Annotated in this window: 12 protein-coding genes; 10 read left to right on the top strand and 2 right to left on the bottom strand. The window is 38.6% G+C overall.

Translation table 11 applies throughout. The annotated features are described in order from the left end of the window. Positions 1-252 precede the first annotated feature (252 nt). A complete protein-coding gene (locus HMPREF9333_RS05135) occupies positions 253-2,928 on the top strand; it encodes a glycosyl hydrolase family 28-related protein (protein WP_040882312.1) in 2,676 nt (891 codons plus the stop codon). A gap of 348 nt (positions 2,929-3,276) precedes the next feature. On the opposite strand, the gene HMPREF9333_RS13260 is transcribed toward HMPREF9333_RS05135, so the two are convergent. Together HMPREF9333_RS13260 and HMPREF9333_RS13255 are read right to left on the bottom strand one after the other, a co-directional pair. Further along, positions 3,277-3,861, bottom strand: a complete 585-nt coding sequence (locus HMPREF9333_RS13260; RefSeq protein WP_005540344.1) for a POT-type proton-dependent oligopeptide transporter — start codon at positions 3,859-3,861, stop codon at positions 3,277-3,279. Then, positions 3,843-4,709 (bottom strand): MFS transporter, encoded by an 867-nt coding sequence (locus tag HMPREF9333_RS13255; protein WP_005540342.1) that lies wholly within the window; start codon positions 4,707-4,709, stop codon positions 3,843-3,845. Before HMPREF9333_RS13255 ends, HMPREF9333_RS13260 begins: the two co-directional genes overlap by 19 nt. 551 nt (positions 4,710-5,260) lie before the next feature. Between HMPREF9333_RS13255 and hrcA the strand changes: the two genes are divergently transcribed. From hrcA to HMPREF9333_RS05085, 9 genes are all read left to right on the top strand, one after another. Beyond that, positions 5,261-6,301 (top strand): heat-inducible transcriptional repressor HrcA, encoded by a 1,041-nt coding sequence (gene hrcA / locus HMPREF9333_RS05125; RefSeq protein WP_005540340.1) that lies wholly within the window; start codon positions 5,261-5,263, stop codon positions 6,299-6,301. Between the two features lie 246 nt (positions 6,302-6,547). Continuing rightward, positions 6,548-7,336 (top strand): nucleotide exchange factor GrpE, encoded by a 789-nt coding sequence (gene grpE, locus HMPREF9333_RS05120; RefSeq protein WP_005540338.1) that lies wholly within the window; start codon positions 6,548-6,550, stop codon positions 7,334-7,336. Positions 7,337-7,425: 89 nt separating this feature from the next. After that, the gene (dnaK, locus tag HMPREF9333_RS05115; RefSeq protein ID WP_005540336.1) at positions 7,426-9,288 is read left to right on the top strand and encodes a molecular chaperone DnaK; all 1,863 of its coding nucleotides are present in this window, start codon (positions 7,426-7,428) and stop codon (positions 9,286-9,288) included. An 11-nt stretch (positions 9,289-9,299) separates the two neighbouring features. Further along, the gene (gene dnaJ / locus HMPREF9333_RS05110; protein WP_005540334.1) at positions 9,300-10,445 is read left to right on the top strand and encodes a molecular chaperone DnaJ; all 1,146 of its coding nucleotides are present in this window, start codon (positions 9,300-9,302) and stop codon (positions 10,443-10,445) included. Positions 10,446-11,161: 716 nt separating this feature from the next. Beyond that, complete coding sequence (gcvT, locus tag HMPREF9333_RS05105; protein ID WP_005540333.1) at positions 11,162-12,250, top strand: glycine cleavage system aminomethyltransferase GcvT; 1,089 nt, start codon at positions 11,162-11,164, stop codon at positions 12,248-12,250. 28 nt (positions 12,251-12,278) lie between these two features. Further along, positions 12,279-12,656 carry a glycine cleavage system protein GcvH gene (gcvH, locus tag HMPREF9333_RS05100; RefSeq protein WP_005540331.1) on the top strand — a complete coding sequence of 126 codons (378 nt, stop codon included), beginning with the start codon at positions 12,279-12,281 and terminating at the stop codon, positions 12,654-12,656. A gap of 185 nt (positions 12,657-12,841) precedes the next feature. Next, positions 12,842-14,155, top strand: coding sequence for an aminomethyl-transferring glycine dehydrogenase subunit GcvPA (gene gcvPA, locus HMPREF9333_RS05095; RefSeq protein WP_005540329.1), 1,314 nt, complete (start codon positions 12,842-12,844; stop codon positions 14,153-14,155). Next, the gene (gene gcvPB, locus HMPREF9333_RS05090) at positions 14,155-15,582 is read left to right on the top strand and encodes an aminomethyl-transferring glycine dehydrogenase subunit GcvPB (protein ID WP_005540328.1); all 1,428 of its coding nucleotides are present in this window, start codon (positions 14,155-14,157) and stop codon (positions 15,580-15,582) included. The genes gcvPA and gcvPB overlap by 1 nt, the downstream gene beginning before the upstream one ends. A gap of 200 nt (positions 15,583-15,782) precedes the next feature. Next, positions 15,783-16,781 (top strand): lipoate--protein ligase, encoded by a 999-nt coding sequence (locus HMPREF9333_RS05085; RefSeq protein WP_005540326.1) that lies wholly within the window; start codon positions 15,783-15,785, stop codon positions 16,779-16,781. Position 16,782: the final 1 nt, after the last annotated feature.

Raw genomic sequence — 16,782 nt, 5'->3', positions numbered from 1 at the left:
AAAATCATGCCTGAGTCAAGAGTTGTCAAAGAGCTTATTTTGACAATTTGAAAAAAGTTCATGTAAAGTAAGCTTGATAATATTTAGCAGTCATAAATTTTCTGCTCCATAGGGGGTTAGAATTATTGATGTTGTTACCTATATTTTAGCACCTCTAGAGAGACGATTTATATAAATTTACAAAAGAAACCCGACAAAATCAAGGGTTTCAGGCATTTATAAAATGCTCATTATAAATATCAAAAAGGAGGAATGAAATTGAAAAAGAAAGGGTTCGTATACTTTATGCCGATGCTGGTTTGTTTTCTGTGTATTTTTTCACAGGAAGCGGCAGCATCAACAGGTGTTTATGTTCCTGATCCTGTTACCGGTTTTGTGGCAAATGTTCGTGATGCAGCCTATGGTGCGGCGGCGGATGGTGTGAGTGATGATACCGCAGCGATACAAAAAGCCATCGATGCAGCTTCTGCGGCAGGCGGAGGAATCGTAGACATTCCGGCAGGCAACTACATGATTAACACCCTGTATCAGAAGGGACACAGCTATGAAAAAGCGGGGCTGGTACTTAAAAGCAATATTATAGTGCGTATGGCTGACGATGCCGTACTTCATGCTATTCCCAATGGGGAGAGATCTTATCAGATGTTCAGTATCACGCATGTCGATAATGTACATATTATCGGCGGCACTCTGATTGGGGATCGTGATAATCATATCGGAAATCTGGGGCAGACCGGATACGGAGTTCGCATTACCGATGCCACCAATGTGGTTATTGAGAATTTGAATGCAGGTGAATTTTGGGGAGATGGTATATTTTTAGGAGAGGACAGCAGAAATATCATCATCTACAAGGTTGTCTGCGACCATAACCGCCGTCAGGGGATGTCGATTGTAGGCGGTCAGAATGTCAAAATACTGGAGTCGGAGTTTAAACGATCTGATGGCACACCCCCAAAATCAGGAATTGATATTGAACCCGAGGGGGATCATCCGATTGTCAGAGATGTTGAAATACGCAACTGTGTATTCTCGGGGAACAGTACCGGGTTTGTGGTTGGAAATCACTATGCAAACAGTGTTGCGGAAAATCTTATCTTTGCCGACAATACCGTCCTTGAAAACAGAACCGGAATCAATCTGGTGGGTCTGCAAAGTGGTGAGATTACCGGCAATACTGTGTATCATGATCAAAGTATCACAGAAAATGATACGCATTGGGGCATACGGCTTCGTAACGATGGACTTCATCCGACGAGAAATGTTACAGTCAGAGATAATACCATTTATGGTGCCAATATTGTTGATACTACCGGAGAAAGCAGCAATACAATTCAAAATAACAGCTTCAGAGCCTCTGTTTATATTCGAGGAATCGCACATACCGGGCGGACGCTAAGTGCTAAGGTATACGATGGCGATTACGGAGAGCTTCATGTCCATAATGTGGTCTGGGTTCCGGCGACAGCAATTTCTTCTTATCAGTGGTATGCGAACGGAACAGCCATTGACGGCGCAACACAGTCCAGCTATGTACCGACAGCGGCAGATGCAGGAAAAGAAATTACCGTACGGGTTCAGTATACAGATAAAGCCGGAAATGCGGAAGATGCTGTCAGTCCTCCTACTCCTCCGGTAAACTATGCAAATCATGCACCGACAGACATTACGCTTAACCCTCTTTTCATTTACAGCAATGAATATCTGGCGGAAGTGGGACGTTTGACTACTACGGATCCGGATATTGGAGATATCCATACATATACTGTCGATGATGAACGTTTTGAGGTAGTATATGATAATCTGCTGCGTTTAAAAGGGGAAAACTACATTCCATTTGGCTCTGTGCAAACGATAGTTCTTCGTGTAACGGCAACAGATGCACTTGGTGCTTCTGTAACGAAAGCTTTTACAATAGATGTTACGAAACCCAAGAACCATCCTCCGAAAAAAATTACACTTTCCAAAAATACACTGACAGCAGGCAGACCTGGAGAAACAGTAGGGAAGCTTACAACACTTGATCCTAATGTCGGAGATACACACAGCTACACCGTGAGTGATGCACGCTTTGAGGTCAGCGCTGACAGTATGCTGAAGCTGAAAGCAGGAGTGAGTGTGGATGCCGCTGCGGAGCCAATTATCCATCTGCGGGTAACAACGATGGATTCTGCAGGCAGGGTTTACACGGAAAGCTTTACTTTGCAGGTACAGGCAGGAACGGGAAATAGCGGGACACAAACACCCTCAGAACCGACACCGGGCGGTAGCGAATCTCCGTCCTCACCGGATCACGGCGGCAGCGGTGGCTCCAAAAATTCCGGCGGCAGCGGCGGCTCAAGAAACTCCGGTGGCGGTGGGGGTTCTCGAAGTTCCGGCGGTAGCGGAGGTTCCCGAAGCTCCGGCGGTAGCGGTTCAGGATCTTCTTTCCATGGCAACGTAAGCTCTAAATCAGGAAATAGCAGTATTTATTCCAGTACATATTCATATATCCGGACTAGTGGAGGAATTTATAATCATGGCAACTGGAAGCAGTCAGGAGCGGTATGGCAACTGGATGTCGATGGTTCACCGGCAAAATCCGCATGGGCATATCTTTCGGAAAAATGGTATCTCTTTAACGAGAGAGGAGAGATGGTTACAGGCTGGGCGAATGTTGACGGAAACTGGTATTTTATGGACAGCTCCGGTGCTATGCACTATGGCTGGATGGAAGATGGAAAGGGAGAATGGTATTATCTTAATCCTGTATCTGACGGCACCAGAGGTGCTATGCGCACCGGATGGCAGCAGATTGACAGCAAGTGGTATTATTTTAATACGCTTTCTGACGGCAGCATGGGAAAGATGCTAAAGAGTCAGAGAACACCGGACGGCTATCTCTTAAAGGCGGATGGAAGCTGGGATGAGAGTGCTGCGAAGAAATAAAATCAATTATAAACTGAAATCCATATCAGGGTTCAAGGATAATATTGACGATATATAGTTGTATATGAAAGAAGAAATAATTATACAGTACCCCAAACAGAACTTTCCTCTGATATGACAAAGCAGCACAGGCAGCTATTAAAAGAAAAAAGTCAATAAAACCTGTTTTATTTAGACGGTATAATAGCAGTCAATAATAAACAAAAGGGGATTGTTAAAACAGTCCTTTTTGTTTATAAAAAAACTTTCTATAAAAAAGCAAGGCTATCGAGAATATTAACGCAAAAAGGGGTTGTCGGGAAATATTTCCCGACAACCCCTTTTTATAATGATATTTAATTTATAAACCTATTCAACCGCTTCGGATTCTTTTCCTAACTGATCCATAGCTATAAGTTTTTCAAGGAAAGGCTTTAATGCAAGCATAACAAGTCCTGCAATAACAAGACTTCCTCCCAGTATCCAAAGTATTTTTCCGTATCCCCAAGTGCCTGTAACCGATACAAGTGCACCGGATGCAAGTCCTGAGAAGAAGTAACACAAGTACCAGCCACTCATACCTAAAGACGAAAATCTTTCAGGGGTAAGTTTACTAAAAAGTGCCATTCCGACAGGTGAAACAAGAAGCTCACCGATAGTCAGTATGGTGTATGCAAGCAGCATTATCCATAAACTCATTTTTACGCTTTCATCAAGCACTCCATTAAGGGAATAGTAGCCTCCAAGTATTATAAAGAATGCCGCTCCTGTTATAATCATACCTACAGCCATTTTTAAAGTAACCGGAGGATCCATTTTCATGTGTGCAAGTTTTACCCACATTGATCCAAAAATAGGTGAAAGTATGATACAAAGGATACCGTTAAATGATATCAGCCATACAACCGGTATTTTGAATGAACCTACTTTAAGATTTACATACTTGTTTGCCATTGCATTGATTGTATAAGAAGTCTATAAGAAGTCTGGAAATACGCAGCCCAATACATAGTCGCAAAAACAAATATTATAATCATTGCAACTATTCTTCTCTTATCCGTATCGGTAAGCTTTTCTTTAACAACAGCAGTAGCATTGTCATTCATTTTCTTAGTTTTTTTACCTTCAGGGTACTTTCCTACTTCCTTTAACCATTTAGGTGCAAGAATATAAAAAATAAAACATGTAATGAACATACCTATTGAAACCATGAGATATGCATATTTGTAGCCGTAAGTAACGATCTCACCAGCAGAGTTTTTAACTGCCATCCACTTGTCTGTTATAAGTCCGCCAATTATAGGACCAAAGAAACTTCCTATATTTACCGCCATATAAAAAAATCCGTATGCGGCATCTTTCCTTGAGTGATCCTTGTTTGAATATAACAAACCGACAATGGCACTCAGATTATTATTTAAAAATGCCGATGCAAAAATATTTATAAAAATTCCCACAAGCACAAGCGGTACATTAGGTGTAAACATATAGAAAAATAAATATGCAACACCTTGAAAGAAAAATGAAAGTAGTAAGGCTTTTTGTATACCCAACCATCTTTCTGTAATAATTGAGCCTAGTACAGGCACAAGTGCTCCGATAGAAACAGTAAGTGAAATAAGCTTACCTGCATCAGTTTCACTTAAACCAAGCCCGCCTTCCTTAATTTGATAGGTGTAGAAAAAAATCGCTATACCAGATACTGCATATTTAAGGTAGCTTGATGCACACATTCCCATACAGGCTAACCACAAGCCTTTGGGGTGGTGAAATTTCTCAACTTTTTTTATTTCTACTGACATTATTACCTCCTTTTTATGTAGTATAAATTTTCATTCTGAATGAGAATCAGAAAGCATTAGTATTATAGTATACAATCTCAAGCTGTACAAGCAATTGTTTTTAATTTTAAACATAGAAGCTTCTTTATAATATTAAAGAGACTGATGAAATAGTATACTTTCTTAAAATTCTAAAGTAAAAATCATGTTGCTTAGCCTAAATTATGATGAGGATAAAAATAAAAGCTACTGAGAAATGATGCAGGTAAATGGGAATAAATTATTCAGTAATCCTATATTCAGTGTATTTTATCAGTGGTCAGTTATATTGGTTTGGAGTATATTTTCTTTAAGCCATAAACAAGCTCTATAAAGGATAAAAACTTTGATTTTATTCACAAAATGTTCAATAAATAATTTTATTTAATCCTTGACAAACAGATGTATATATCATATAGTATACATAAATTAGCACTCTCAAGACATGAGTGCTAACAAAAAAACCATTATTTATTTAATTAAAATAAGCAAGAAGCATTTAAATAGGTGGTTTAGAAAGGAGGAAATCCGGATTGGAGCCTGATGATAGAAAGGTAAAGATACTTAAAGCCATTATTAAAAGCTATATGGAAACGGGAGAACCTGTAGGTTCAAGAACCATATCAAAGATTGCAGGGCTTAATTTAAGTTCAGCGACGATAAGAAATGAGATGAGCGATCTGGAAGAAATGGGATATATCATGCAGCCGCATACTTCTGCCGGCAGGATACCGTCAGATAAAGGCTATCGTTTCTATGTTGATGAGATTTTAAAGGAAAAGCAGCTGGAGATGGATGCGTTTAAGGAATTTATGGTGCAGAAGGTTGACAGACTTGAAGTAGTACTGCAAAAGCTGGCAAAAATTATAGCCTCAAATACAAAGTATGCAACTATGATAAGCGGGCCAAGTATACATGGCAATAAACTTAAATTTATACAGCTTTCTGCAATTGAGAAGCATAAGCTGCTGTTAGTTACCGTACTTGAGGGAAACATTATTAACAATCGTATAATAGATACGGGCAGAGTTGTTTCCGATAAGGAGATATTCAATCTGAATTTCCTTTTAAATACAAGTATAAACGGGCTGGGAATTGATGAGATAAATTTAAACATTATTGCAAAGCTGAAAGAGGATGCAGGCATCTCCGCAGATATTGCCGGTATGGTGGTATCGGAGATTGCAGAAGTTCTAAGCAATGATAATGAGGACTTTAAAATTTATACAAGCGGTGCCACTAATATATTTAAATATCCTGAGCTTTCAGATAAGGAAAAGGCGAGCCGTCTTATAAATGCTTTTGAAGAAAAGGATAAATTAAGAGAAATCTTTAATGAAGCAGGTGCCGGAGGAGCTTCGACTCCAGGTGAGTTTCATGTTTATATAGGCGATGAACTGCCGGTACAGAGTATGCAGGACTATTCTGTTGTTACTGCAACTTATGAATTTGGACAGGGCATAAGAGGAACTATTGGAATTGTAGGTCCTAAGCGTATGGATTATGAAAGGGTGGTTAAAACAGTAAGAGCGGTTATGAGCGGTATAAAGGAGAATTTTGATAAGGATGGATGACTTTACAATAGCAGTATATGCTTATAAGACTTTATTATTATAAAATTTTATATATTAAAATGGATTATAAGCCGTAAGCATATAATGAGAGTAATGACACATTAAAAGATTTCAGTGCATATGGTTAAATATATTTAATTAATTTAAACTATAACAGAAATATAAATTGATTTAAAATATAATAATTTAAAATATGATAATAGGAAAAATAAATAACTACAAGAACCAGTACGAAAGGAAAAAAAGGTGAAAGAAAAGGAAAATTCATATAAGTCTACCGGGAGGGAGCATGATAGACAATCTTCTGAAAGCTCCGGTAAAGATACTGTTAAAGGCGGTAACGAGCAGGAAGCTGACTTAGAAGATGATTTTTTTGAAACTGTTGATGATGAATCTGAAAATCACTGTGAAGATAATAATAAAAACAGCGATGATACGGATACAGCACAATCAGAAGGTTTTTCGTCAACGGGCGAAAATGCCGATAAGTCGGAGGACTCTGCCGGAGACTGTTGTGCCGGGGAGGCAGAAAACAGTAAAAAAGAAGCTGAAAAGGATACTTCGGACAAAGAAAAGTCCAAAAGTAAAGAAAAAGGGGATGAAAGAGATAAAAAAATCTCTGAGCTTGAGGACAGAGTTCGTAGAAATATGGCTGAGTTTGATAATTTCAGAAAACGAAGTGAGAAGGAAAAATCAGCCATGTTTGATATCGGTGCGAAAAATATTGCAGAAAAGATACTTCCGACTATAGACAACTTTGAAAGGGCACTTAAAAATGTGCCTGAGGATAAGGAGTGTGAAGCCTTTGCTGAAGGTATGGATATGATATACAGACAGTTGCTTAAAGATCTTGAAGATTCAGGAGTAAAAGAGATTGAGGCACTTGGTAAAAAATTTAATCCTGATTTCCATAATGCAGTGATGCATATTGAGGATGAGGAAGTGGAAGAAAATACAGTAGTTGAAGTGTTTCAGAAAGGCTATATGTACAAAGACAGTGTACTCAGGTTCTGTATGGTAAAGGTTGCAAACTAAATATAAAAAACATAAAAGATTAAAATATTAAAAATTAAAATATAGTTATATTTAATATAAAAATTAAAATTAAATTTGGAGGAATAATAATGAGTAAAATAATAGGTATAGATTTAGGAACGACAAACAGCTGTGTAGCAGTGATGGAAGGTGGAAAACCTGTAGTTATCCCGAATTCAGAGGGTTCAAGAACAACCCCTAGTGTGGTTGCATTTACAAAAGCGGGAGAAAGGCTTGTAGGTGAACCTGCAAAACGTCAGGCGGTTACAAACTCCGACAGAACTATTTCTTCTATAAAAAGGCATATGGGAACAGACTATAAAGCAACTATTGATGGAAAGGCTTACACACCGCAGGAGATTTCAGCAATGATTCTGCAAAAACTTAAAGCCGATGCAGAGGCATATCTTGGCGAAAAGGTAACTGAGGCGGTTATAACAGTACCGGCATATTTTAATGACGCACAAAGACAGGCAACCAAGGACGCAGGTAAGATAGCAGGGCTTGATGTAAAGCGTATTATAAATGAACCTACTGCGGCAGCACTTGCTTACGGGCTTGACAATGAAAAAGAACAAAAAATCATGGTTTACGATCTCGGAGGCGGAACATTTGATGTTTCTATAATTGAGATAGGTGATGGAGTTATTGAAGTTCTTGCTACAAACGGAGATACACGTCTTGGTGGTGATGACTTTGATAATAAAATTACAAATTGGATGGTAGGTGAATTTAAGAAAACTGAGGGAGTTGACTTATCCGGCGATAAAATGGCAATGCAGAGGCTTAAGGAAGCTGCCGAAAAGGCAAAAAAAGAGCTTTCAACATCAACAACTACCAATATAAATCTGCCGTTTATAACAGCTACATCTGAAGGACCTAAGCATCTTGATATGACACTTACAAGGGCTAAATTTGATGAACTTACAAGTGATTTGATTGAGAGAACCGCACTTCCTGTACAGAATGCATTAAATGATGCAGGAATCAAAGCATCGGATCTCGGAAAGGTACTTCTTGTAGGCGGTTCAACACGTATGATAAATGCGCAGGAAAAGGTAAAACAGCTTACAAGTCATGAACCGAGTAAGACACTCAATCCTGATGAATGTGTAGCTATAGGTGCATGTATACAGGGTGGAAAGCTTGCCGGAGATGCCGGTGCAGGTGATATATTACTGCTTGATGTAACACCGCTTTCACTTTCGATTGAAACAATGGGGGGAGTTGCTACAAAGCTTATTGAAAGAAATACTACAATTCCGACAAAAAAGAGTCAGATATTCTCTACCGCAGCTGATAACCAGTCAGCAGTTGATATACATGTAGTACAGGGTGAAAGACAGTTTGCAAGAGACAATAAGACACTTGGGCAGTTCAGACTTGACGGAATCCTTCCTGCAAGAAGGGGTGTTCCTCAGATAGAGGTTACATTTGATATAGATGCAAACGGCATAGTTAATGTTTCTGCAAAGGACCTCGGAACCGGAAAAGAGCAGCATATAACTATAACTTCAGGTTCAAATATGTCAGATAGCGATATTGAAAAAGCTGTTAAAGAGGCTGCTGAATTTGAGGCACAGGATAAGAAACGTAAAGAGGCGATAGATACAAGAAATGATGCGGATTCCATGGTATTCCAGACTGAAAAAGCACTTGAAGAGGTCGGTGATAAGATAGATGCAAATGATAAAGCTGCTGTTGAGGCTGAGCTTTCAGCGTTAAAAGAGGCTATAAACCGTGCTCCTGCTGAATCTATGACTGATGATCAGATTGCTGATATAAAGGCAAACAAGGAGAAGCTTATGGAAACTGCTCAGAAGCTTTTTGCTAAGGTTTATGAAAATGCACAAGCCGGAGCACAGGCTGCAGGCAGTGCCGACAGCACTGCAGGACAGGGAGGTGCTGAGCCGGATGGTGATGTAGTAGACGGAGATTTTAAAGAGGTATAATATAAAAAATTATGGCAGAGAACAAAAGAGACTATTATGAGGTGCTTGGTATCAGTAAAAATGCCGATGATGCCGCTATAAAAAAAGCTTACAGGGTACTTGCAAAAAAATATCACCCGGATGCAAATCCGGGTGATAAAAATGCTGAAAAGATGTTTAAGGAAGCAAGTGAAGCATATGCAGTTTTAAGTGATCCTGAAAAAAGAAGACAATATGATCAGTTTGGACATGCGGCATTTGAAGGCGGTGCCGGAGGTAGCGGAGGCTTTGGCGGCTTTGATTTCAGTTCATTTGAGGGCGCTGATATATTCGGCGACATCTTTGGAGATTTATTTGGAGGAGGAAGAAGACATTCAGGGCCTTCAAATGGTCCCATACAGGGAGCAAATGTACGTACAAGTGTAAGGCTTACATTTGAAGAGGCTATATTTGGCTGTGAAAAGGAGATAAGCATAAACTATAAGGAAGAATGTTCTACTTGCCATGGCAGTGGTGCAAAACCCGGAACAACACCTGAAACCTGCACAAAATGCAATGGTAAGGGCAAAGTTATGTATACACAGCAAAGCTTCTTTGGAACTGTTCAGAATGTGCAGACATGTTCTGCATGCGGAGGCAGCGGAAAAGTAATAAAAGATAAATGCTCTGCATGCAGGGGTAGCGGCTATGTTATAAAGAAAAAGACATTTAAGGTTAAAATTCCTGCAGGTATAGATAACGGGCTTTCAGTGCGTATGGCAGGAGGAGGAGAACCCGGTGTAAATGGCGGTCCCAGAGGAGATCTGCTAGTATCGGCAGTGGTTTCAGACCATCCTATATTTAAACGTCAGGATATAAATATATTTTCAACTGTACCTGTAAGCTTTACAAAAGCTGCACTTGGAGGCAAGATAAACATAAAAACTGTTGATGGTGAGGTTGAATATGAGGTGAAGCCCGGAACGCAGACAGATACAAAGATAAGACTTAAGGGCAAGGGAGTGCCTTCTTTAAGAAGCAGTTCACTTAGAGGAGATCATTATGTAACTCTGGTAGTACAAGTACCTACTATGATGACGCCTGCACAAAAAGAAGCTCTTAGAGCTTATGATGAAGCGATGAATGCTTTTACAAAAAATGATGAAAAAACCAGAAAAAAAGGATTTTTTAGTAAATAATATAATAAGTGGTTAGATTATTATAAATTAAGATATTATAAAAATGAATGAAATTTTGATATGTACCTTCTTTACCGGACAAACCGGTAAGGAGGGTATTTTTATGTATAGGGTATTTATTTAAAAGTTTTTAACATATCAGAGCAGTTATTTAAGTATATAATGGATACAGAGCAGTGTATTATGAAAATACATAACTGCTGATTTAATAAAAAACACTGGAGTTAGGTTTTGCTTCACATAAATGTATATTAATATTCTAAACAAAACATAAAAACCTCTTAAAGCCCTTAAATAAAGGATTTGAAAGTTTGGTAAAAATGCCAATTTGAGAAAATAGTAACAATATCAAAGGACTTTAACAATAAATTATCATAATTGATAAAACAATATCATATAAAGAAAAACTGATAAATACATAAAGCTGCATGAGACTACATAAAAATATAATAAAAAGCAATATATATTATAAAGTCGATAAAATGATTTATGAATAAATATCGTAAATAATAGTGTTTTAATTTTTATATTAGCTATCGACAGTAGGTAAAATTTAGTTTATAATATATAACACAACAAAAGCATATAAGTGTATTTTTGTTAAAATGATAATAAGTCTTTTTATGAACTTAATTTAGATTTTGCAAAATATGTTCATTAAAAAAGGATTATTAACTAAAATTAAATTATTTTCTACATTTAAAGGAGGCAGGATCATGGAATTAAAAACACCATTATATGACGCACATGTAAAGGCAGGAGGTAAGATAGTACCGTTTGCAGGATTTTTACTTCCGGTGCAGTATGAAACAGGTGTAATTAAGGAACATATGGCAGTTAGGACACAGGCAGGACTTTTTGATGTTTCACATATGGGTGAAGTGCTTTGTAAGGGAAAAGATGCACTTGCCAATCTGCAGAAGATTCTTACAAATAATTTTGAAAACATGGTGGACGGACAGGCAAGATATAGCATTATGTGCAATGAAAAAGGCGGAACTGTTGATGATCTTATAGTATATAAAAAGGGTGAAAATGACTACTTTATAGTTGTTAATGCATCTAATACTGAAAAAGACTTTAAATGGATGCTTGACCATAAGTTCGGAGACGTTGAATTTATAAATGTTTCAGCTGATTACGCACAGCTTGCACTCCAGGGACCTAAGGCTATGGAGATCTTAAGAAAGCTGACTACTGAGGAAAATATACCGAAGAAATACTATCATGCAGTATTTGATGCAGAGGTTGCAGGAATTCCGTGTATTGTTTCAAAAACAGGTTATACAGGTGAAGACGGCGTGGAGTTGTATCTTGATAGTAAATATGCTGAAAAGATGTGGGACAAGCTTCTTGAAGCAGGAAAAGAAGAAGGACTTATCCCATGCGGTCTTGGAGCGAGAGATACACTGCGTATGGAAGCTGCTATGCCGCTTTACGGTCATGAGATGAATGATGACGTAGATCCGCTTGAGACAGGACTTTCATTTGCGGTAAAGATGGATAAGCCTGATTTTATAGGCAAGGCTGCTATTGAAGCGAAAGGTACTCCAAAGATTACGAGAGTAGGTTTGAAGGTTTTAGGAAGAGGTGTTATAAGAGAAGAACAGGAGATTTTCGCAGGCGGCAAGTTAATAGGACATACCACTTCCGGAACACACTGCCCATTCCTTGGATATCCGGTCGGAATGGCGCTTATTGATCCTGAATATGCACAGCTTGGTACAAAGTTTGAGGTTGAAGTAAGAGGTCGCAGGATTGAGGTTGAAGTTGTAGCACTTCCTTTCTATAAGAGAGGTAAATAATTTAATAAATTTTAAGGAGGAAAATTTTATGTCAGTGCAGAAAGGATTACTTTATTCAAAATCACATGAATGGGTAAAAGAGGAAGGCGGAGAATATGCAGTAGGTCTTACTGATTATGCTCAGTCGGCTTTGGGAGATCTTGTATTTGTAAATCTTCCCGAAGAAGGTGATGAAGTGAAGGTGGGAGAATCATTTTCAGACGTAGAGTCTGTAAAGGCTGTTTCAGATGTATTCTCACCGGTTTCAGGTGTTGTAAGCAAGATTAACGAAGAGGTTCTTGACTCACCTGAAAGTATTAATAAAGCACCATATGATGCATGGCTTATTAAGGTTAAAGATGTTTCAGAAAAAGAGGAACTTCTCACTGCTGAGGAATATGAAGCATTTTTAAAGACTCTTGATTAAATATTACATATATTTTTATTAATATACCGGAGTCTTTAAAGGTATTTTTGTTGAAATATCAAAGATTAAAATACCGGCAGGTTTATCTGAAAAATATTTAAAACAATAAAATGAATGGCAGTCTTTAAGGCTGCCTAAAATAAAATCATACACAGATATATTAGTTAAGAAAGGCGGTGGATTTAGTGGGAAAATATATTCCTAATACAGATGCCGAGCAGAAGGCGATGCTTACTGAAATAGGTTTTTCATCTTTTGAGGACTTATTTGCAGATGCTCCAAAGGAAGTGATGCTTAAAGGTGAGCTGAATATACCTTCAGGCTTGTCAGAACTTCAGGTACGCAAAGATATGACAAAGATTGCTGAGAAAAATGTCATATTCCCTACAATTTTCAGAGGAGCGGGTGCTTACAGGCATTTCATACCATCCATTGTAAAGAGTGTGATTACAAAGGAGAATTTCCTTACATCATATACTCCTTATCAGGCTGAAACCAGTCAGGGTGTATTACAGTCAATATATGAATACCAGACTATGATAGCTGATATAACAGGCATGGATGTGTCAAACGCTTCTATATATGACGGTGCAAGCGGAGCTGCAGAGGCAGTGGCGATGTGTCGTGAAAGAAAGAGGAAAAAGGCACTTGTTTCTGCACTTGCCCATCCCGATACCATAGCTACAATCATGACATACTGTCATGGAAACGGCATGGATGTTGAAGTAGTACCGGCAAAGGACGGACTTACAGATGTAGAATATATAAAGAAGCATATTGATCAGGGGACTGCATGTGTTTTTGTACAGCATCCGAACTACTATGGAAATCTTGAGCCTGCAAGGGAAATTGCAGATATAACACATGAGGCGGGTGCAAGATATATAATGAGTGTAAATCCGATTTCACTCGGAATCTTAAAATCACCCAGAGAGTACGGTGCCGATATTGCAGTAGGCGACGGACAGCCTCTCGGTCTTTCTATAGCATTTGGCGGTCCATATATAGGATTTATGTCATGTACTGATGAACTTGTAAGGAGACTTCCCGGAAGGATAGTCGGAGAGACGCATGATGCTAAGGGAAGGGTAGGTTATGTACTTACACTTCAGGCAAGGGAACAGCATATAAGAAGAGAAAAGGCTTCAAGTAATGTATGTTCAAATCAGGCGCTTTGTGCACTTGCAGTAGGTGTATATCTTTCGGCAGTAGGTAAGGAAGGCTTAAAAGAAGTCGCTACATTGTGTATGTCAAAGGCGCATTATATGGCTAAAGAACTTGAAAAGATAGGATTTAAACCTGAGTACAAAACGGAGTTCTTCCATGAGTTTGTAACAGTGTCGGATGTTTCATCAGAAAAGGCATTAAAGGCACTTGAAGATAATGGAATCTTAGGCGGATATCCGCTTGATGATAAGAGGATACTCTGGTGTTGCACCGAAGTAAACGGTAAATGCTGCATAGATAAGGCAGTAAGTATCTTAAAGGAGGTGAAATAATGTTAGTATTTGAAAAAAGCAGACCGGGCAGAGGCTGTACTTTATTTCCACCATGTGATGTAGATGTGGTTACACCATCTGATAAGGACAAAAGAGAGTCTGAGCTTCATCTTCCTGAGCTTTCAGAAACGGAGATAAGCAGACATTATACAGAGCTTGCTAAAAAATCAAGAGGAGTAAATGACGGTTTTTATCCTTTGGGTTCATGTACTATGAAGTACAATCCTAAGATAAATGAAGATATGGCATCCCTTCCGGGATTTACCGAGATACATCCGCTTCAGCCGGAGCATACTGTGCAGGGCTGTCTTGAAGTATTACAGACCGTAGAGAAGTATCTTTGTGAGATTACAGGCATGGACAGACTTACTGTACAGCCTGCAGCAGGTGCACATGGTGAATTTACAGGGCTTATGCTTATAAAAGCATACCATGAAAGCAGAAATGACACAAAGAGGACAAAGATAATCGTTCCTGACTCTGCACATGGAACAAACCCTGCAAGTGCTACTATGGCAGGATATTCAGTAGTTTCAATCCCTTCAAGTGCAGACGGTTGTGTTGATATTGAAAAACTTAAGGCTGTTGCAGGTGATGATATAGCAGGACTTATGCTTACAAACCCCAATACAGTAGGTCTTTTTGATAAGAATATACTTGAAATTACTAAGATAGTTCATGATTGCGGCGGACTTAACTACTATGACGGTGCAAACCTCAATGCCGTTATGGGTGTTGTTAAACCTGGAGATATGGGATTTGATGTTATACATCTTAATATCCATAAAACCTTCTCAACACCTCACGGAGGGGGTGGGCCTGGATGCGGTGCGGTAGGTTGTAAGAAACTTCTTGCTGATTTTATGCCTGCTGTACTTGTTGAAGGAGATGCAGAGAAAAAATTTGTTAAACCGAAACACAGCATAGGCGAGATGAAAGCATTTTATGGAAACTTCCTTGTAGTTGTAAAGGCACTTACATATATTAAGACACTTGGTAAGGAAGGCATCCCGCAGGCATGTAAGAATGCCGTGCTTAATGCAAACTATATGATGGATAAGCTTAAGGATATATATACTATGGCTTATGATCAGATATGCATGCATGAGTTTGTTATGAGTCTTGAAGATCTTAAGCGTAAAACGGGCGTTTCAGCTATGGATATAGCAAAGGCACTGATTGATAACGGTATGCATCCGCCGACAATGTACTTCCCGCTTATAGTACATGAAGCACTTATGGTGGAGCCTACTGAGACTGAATCAAAAGAAACTCTTGATGATGCGATCGCAGTGTTCCGCAAGCTGTATGAACAGGCACAAAAGGATCCTGAAGCACTGCATATGGCACCTGTTACAACACCTGTCGGAAGACTTGATGAGGTCGGTGCGGCAAGAAATCCGGTACTTAGATATAAATGGAAATAAAATTATTAAGGAAACGCTGATTAATCGGCGTTTCCTTAGAAAGTTCTGATAATTGCAGAAAATCGTATATAAATACAAAAGGTGTTTATGATTTTCACAAATAACGAACTCAATAGGTTTTTTACGAAGTATAATAAGAGGCCTAAGCCTTTTACAAAACAGGCTTAGGCAGTTTTAAAATAAATGATATAAATAAAATAATGATAGATAAAATCACATATATAGAAAGTAATCAAACCTACCCCTATAAAAATCTTGCAGTTGAGGAGCATTTGCTGCTTAACTGTGCCAAAAACCAGTGTATTCTGTATCTGTGGCAGAATAGGAACACCATTGTTATAGGCAGAAACCAGAATGCGTGGAAGGAATGTCTGGTAAGTAAGCTTGAGGCGGACGGGGGCTTTATAGTACGCAGGCTTTCAGGCGGAGGGGCAGTCTACCACGATCTGGGCAATCTAAATTTTACATTTCTTGTAGATAAGCAAAATTATAATCTTGATAAGCAGCTTCAGGTGATAATAGAAGCAGTCGGGAAATTCGGTATCAAGGCTCAGCGTTCAGGCCGCAATGATATACTTATAGACGGCAGAAAGTTTTCAGGAAATGCATTTTATGAAACGGGCACACATTGTTATCATCATGGGACAATTATGCTTGATGTAAATATAGAAGATTTGTCAAAATATCTTACCGTATCAAAAGAGAAGCTTATGTCAAAGGGTGTGGCTTCAGTAAAATCAAGAGTTGCCAATCTTACCGATTTTAAACAGGGCATAGATATAGAGATGCTTAAAAGAAATCTTTTTGAGGCATTTCAGGAAGTATATGGATTAAAGGCGGATATAATAAAATTTGAAGATCTTGATAGAGCGGATATAGAGAAACGTACTGAATATTTTGCATCATGGGATGTAATATTTGGAAAAAGGATTGATTTCCAGTATGAGATTTCAAAACGCTTTGAATGGGGACAGATCCTTATACAGTTTTGTGTAGAGGGCGGAATTATAAAGGATACGGCAGTCTTTTCAGATGCGATGAAGACGACTTTTATACCTGAACTTGAAAGTTGTCTTAAAAACTGCAGATATGACAGGGACAGTTTGTGTAGTGCTGTCAGCTCTGCGACTTTAAGTGATGATATAAAAGATGCCATGAAAAAAGATATTATCTTATGGCTTGGTGATATTGATTTATAAA

The sequence above is a fragment of the Johnsonella ignava ATCC 51276 genome (assembly GCF_000235445.1).
Classification (GTDB): domain Bacteria; phylum Bacillota; class Clostridia; order Lachnospirales; family Lachnospiraceae; genus Johnsonella; species Johnsonella ignava.
The sequence above is the reverse complement of the archived record's forward strand: the minus strand, read 5'-3'. Positions and strand labels throughout refer to the sequence as shown.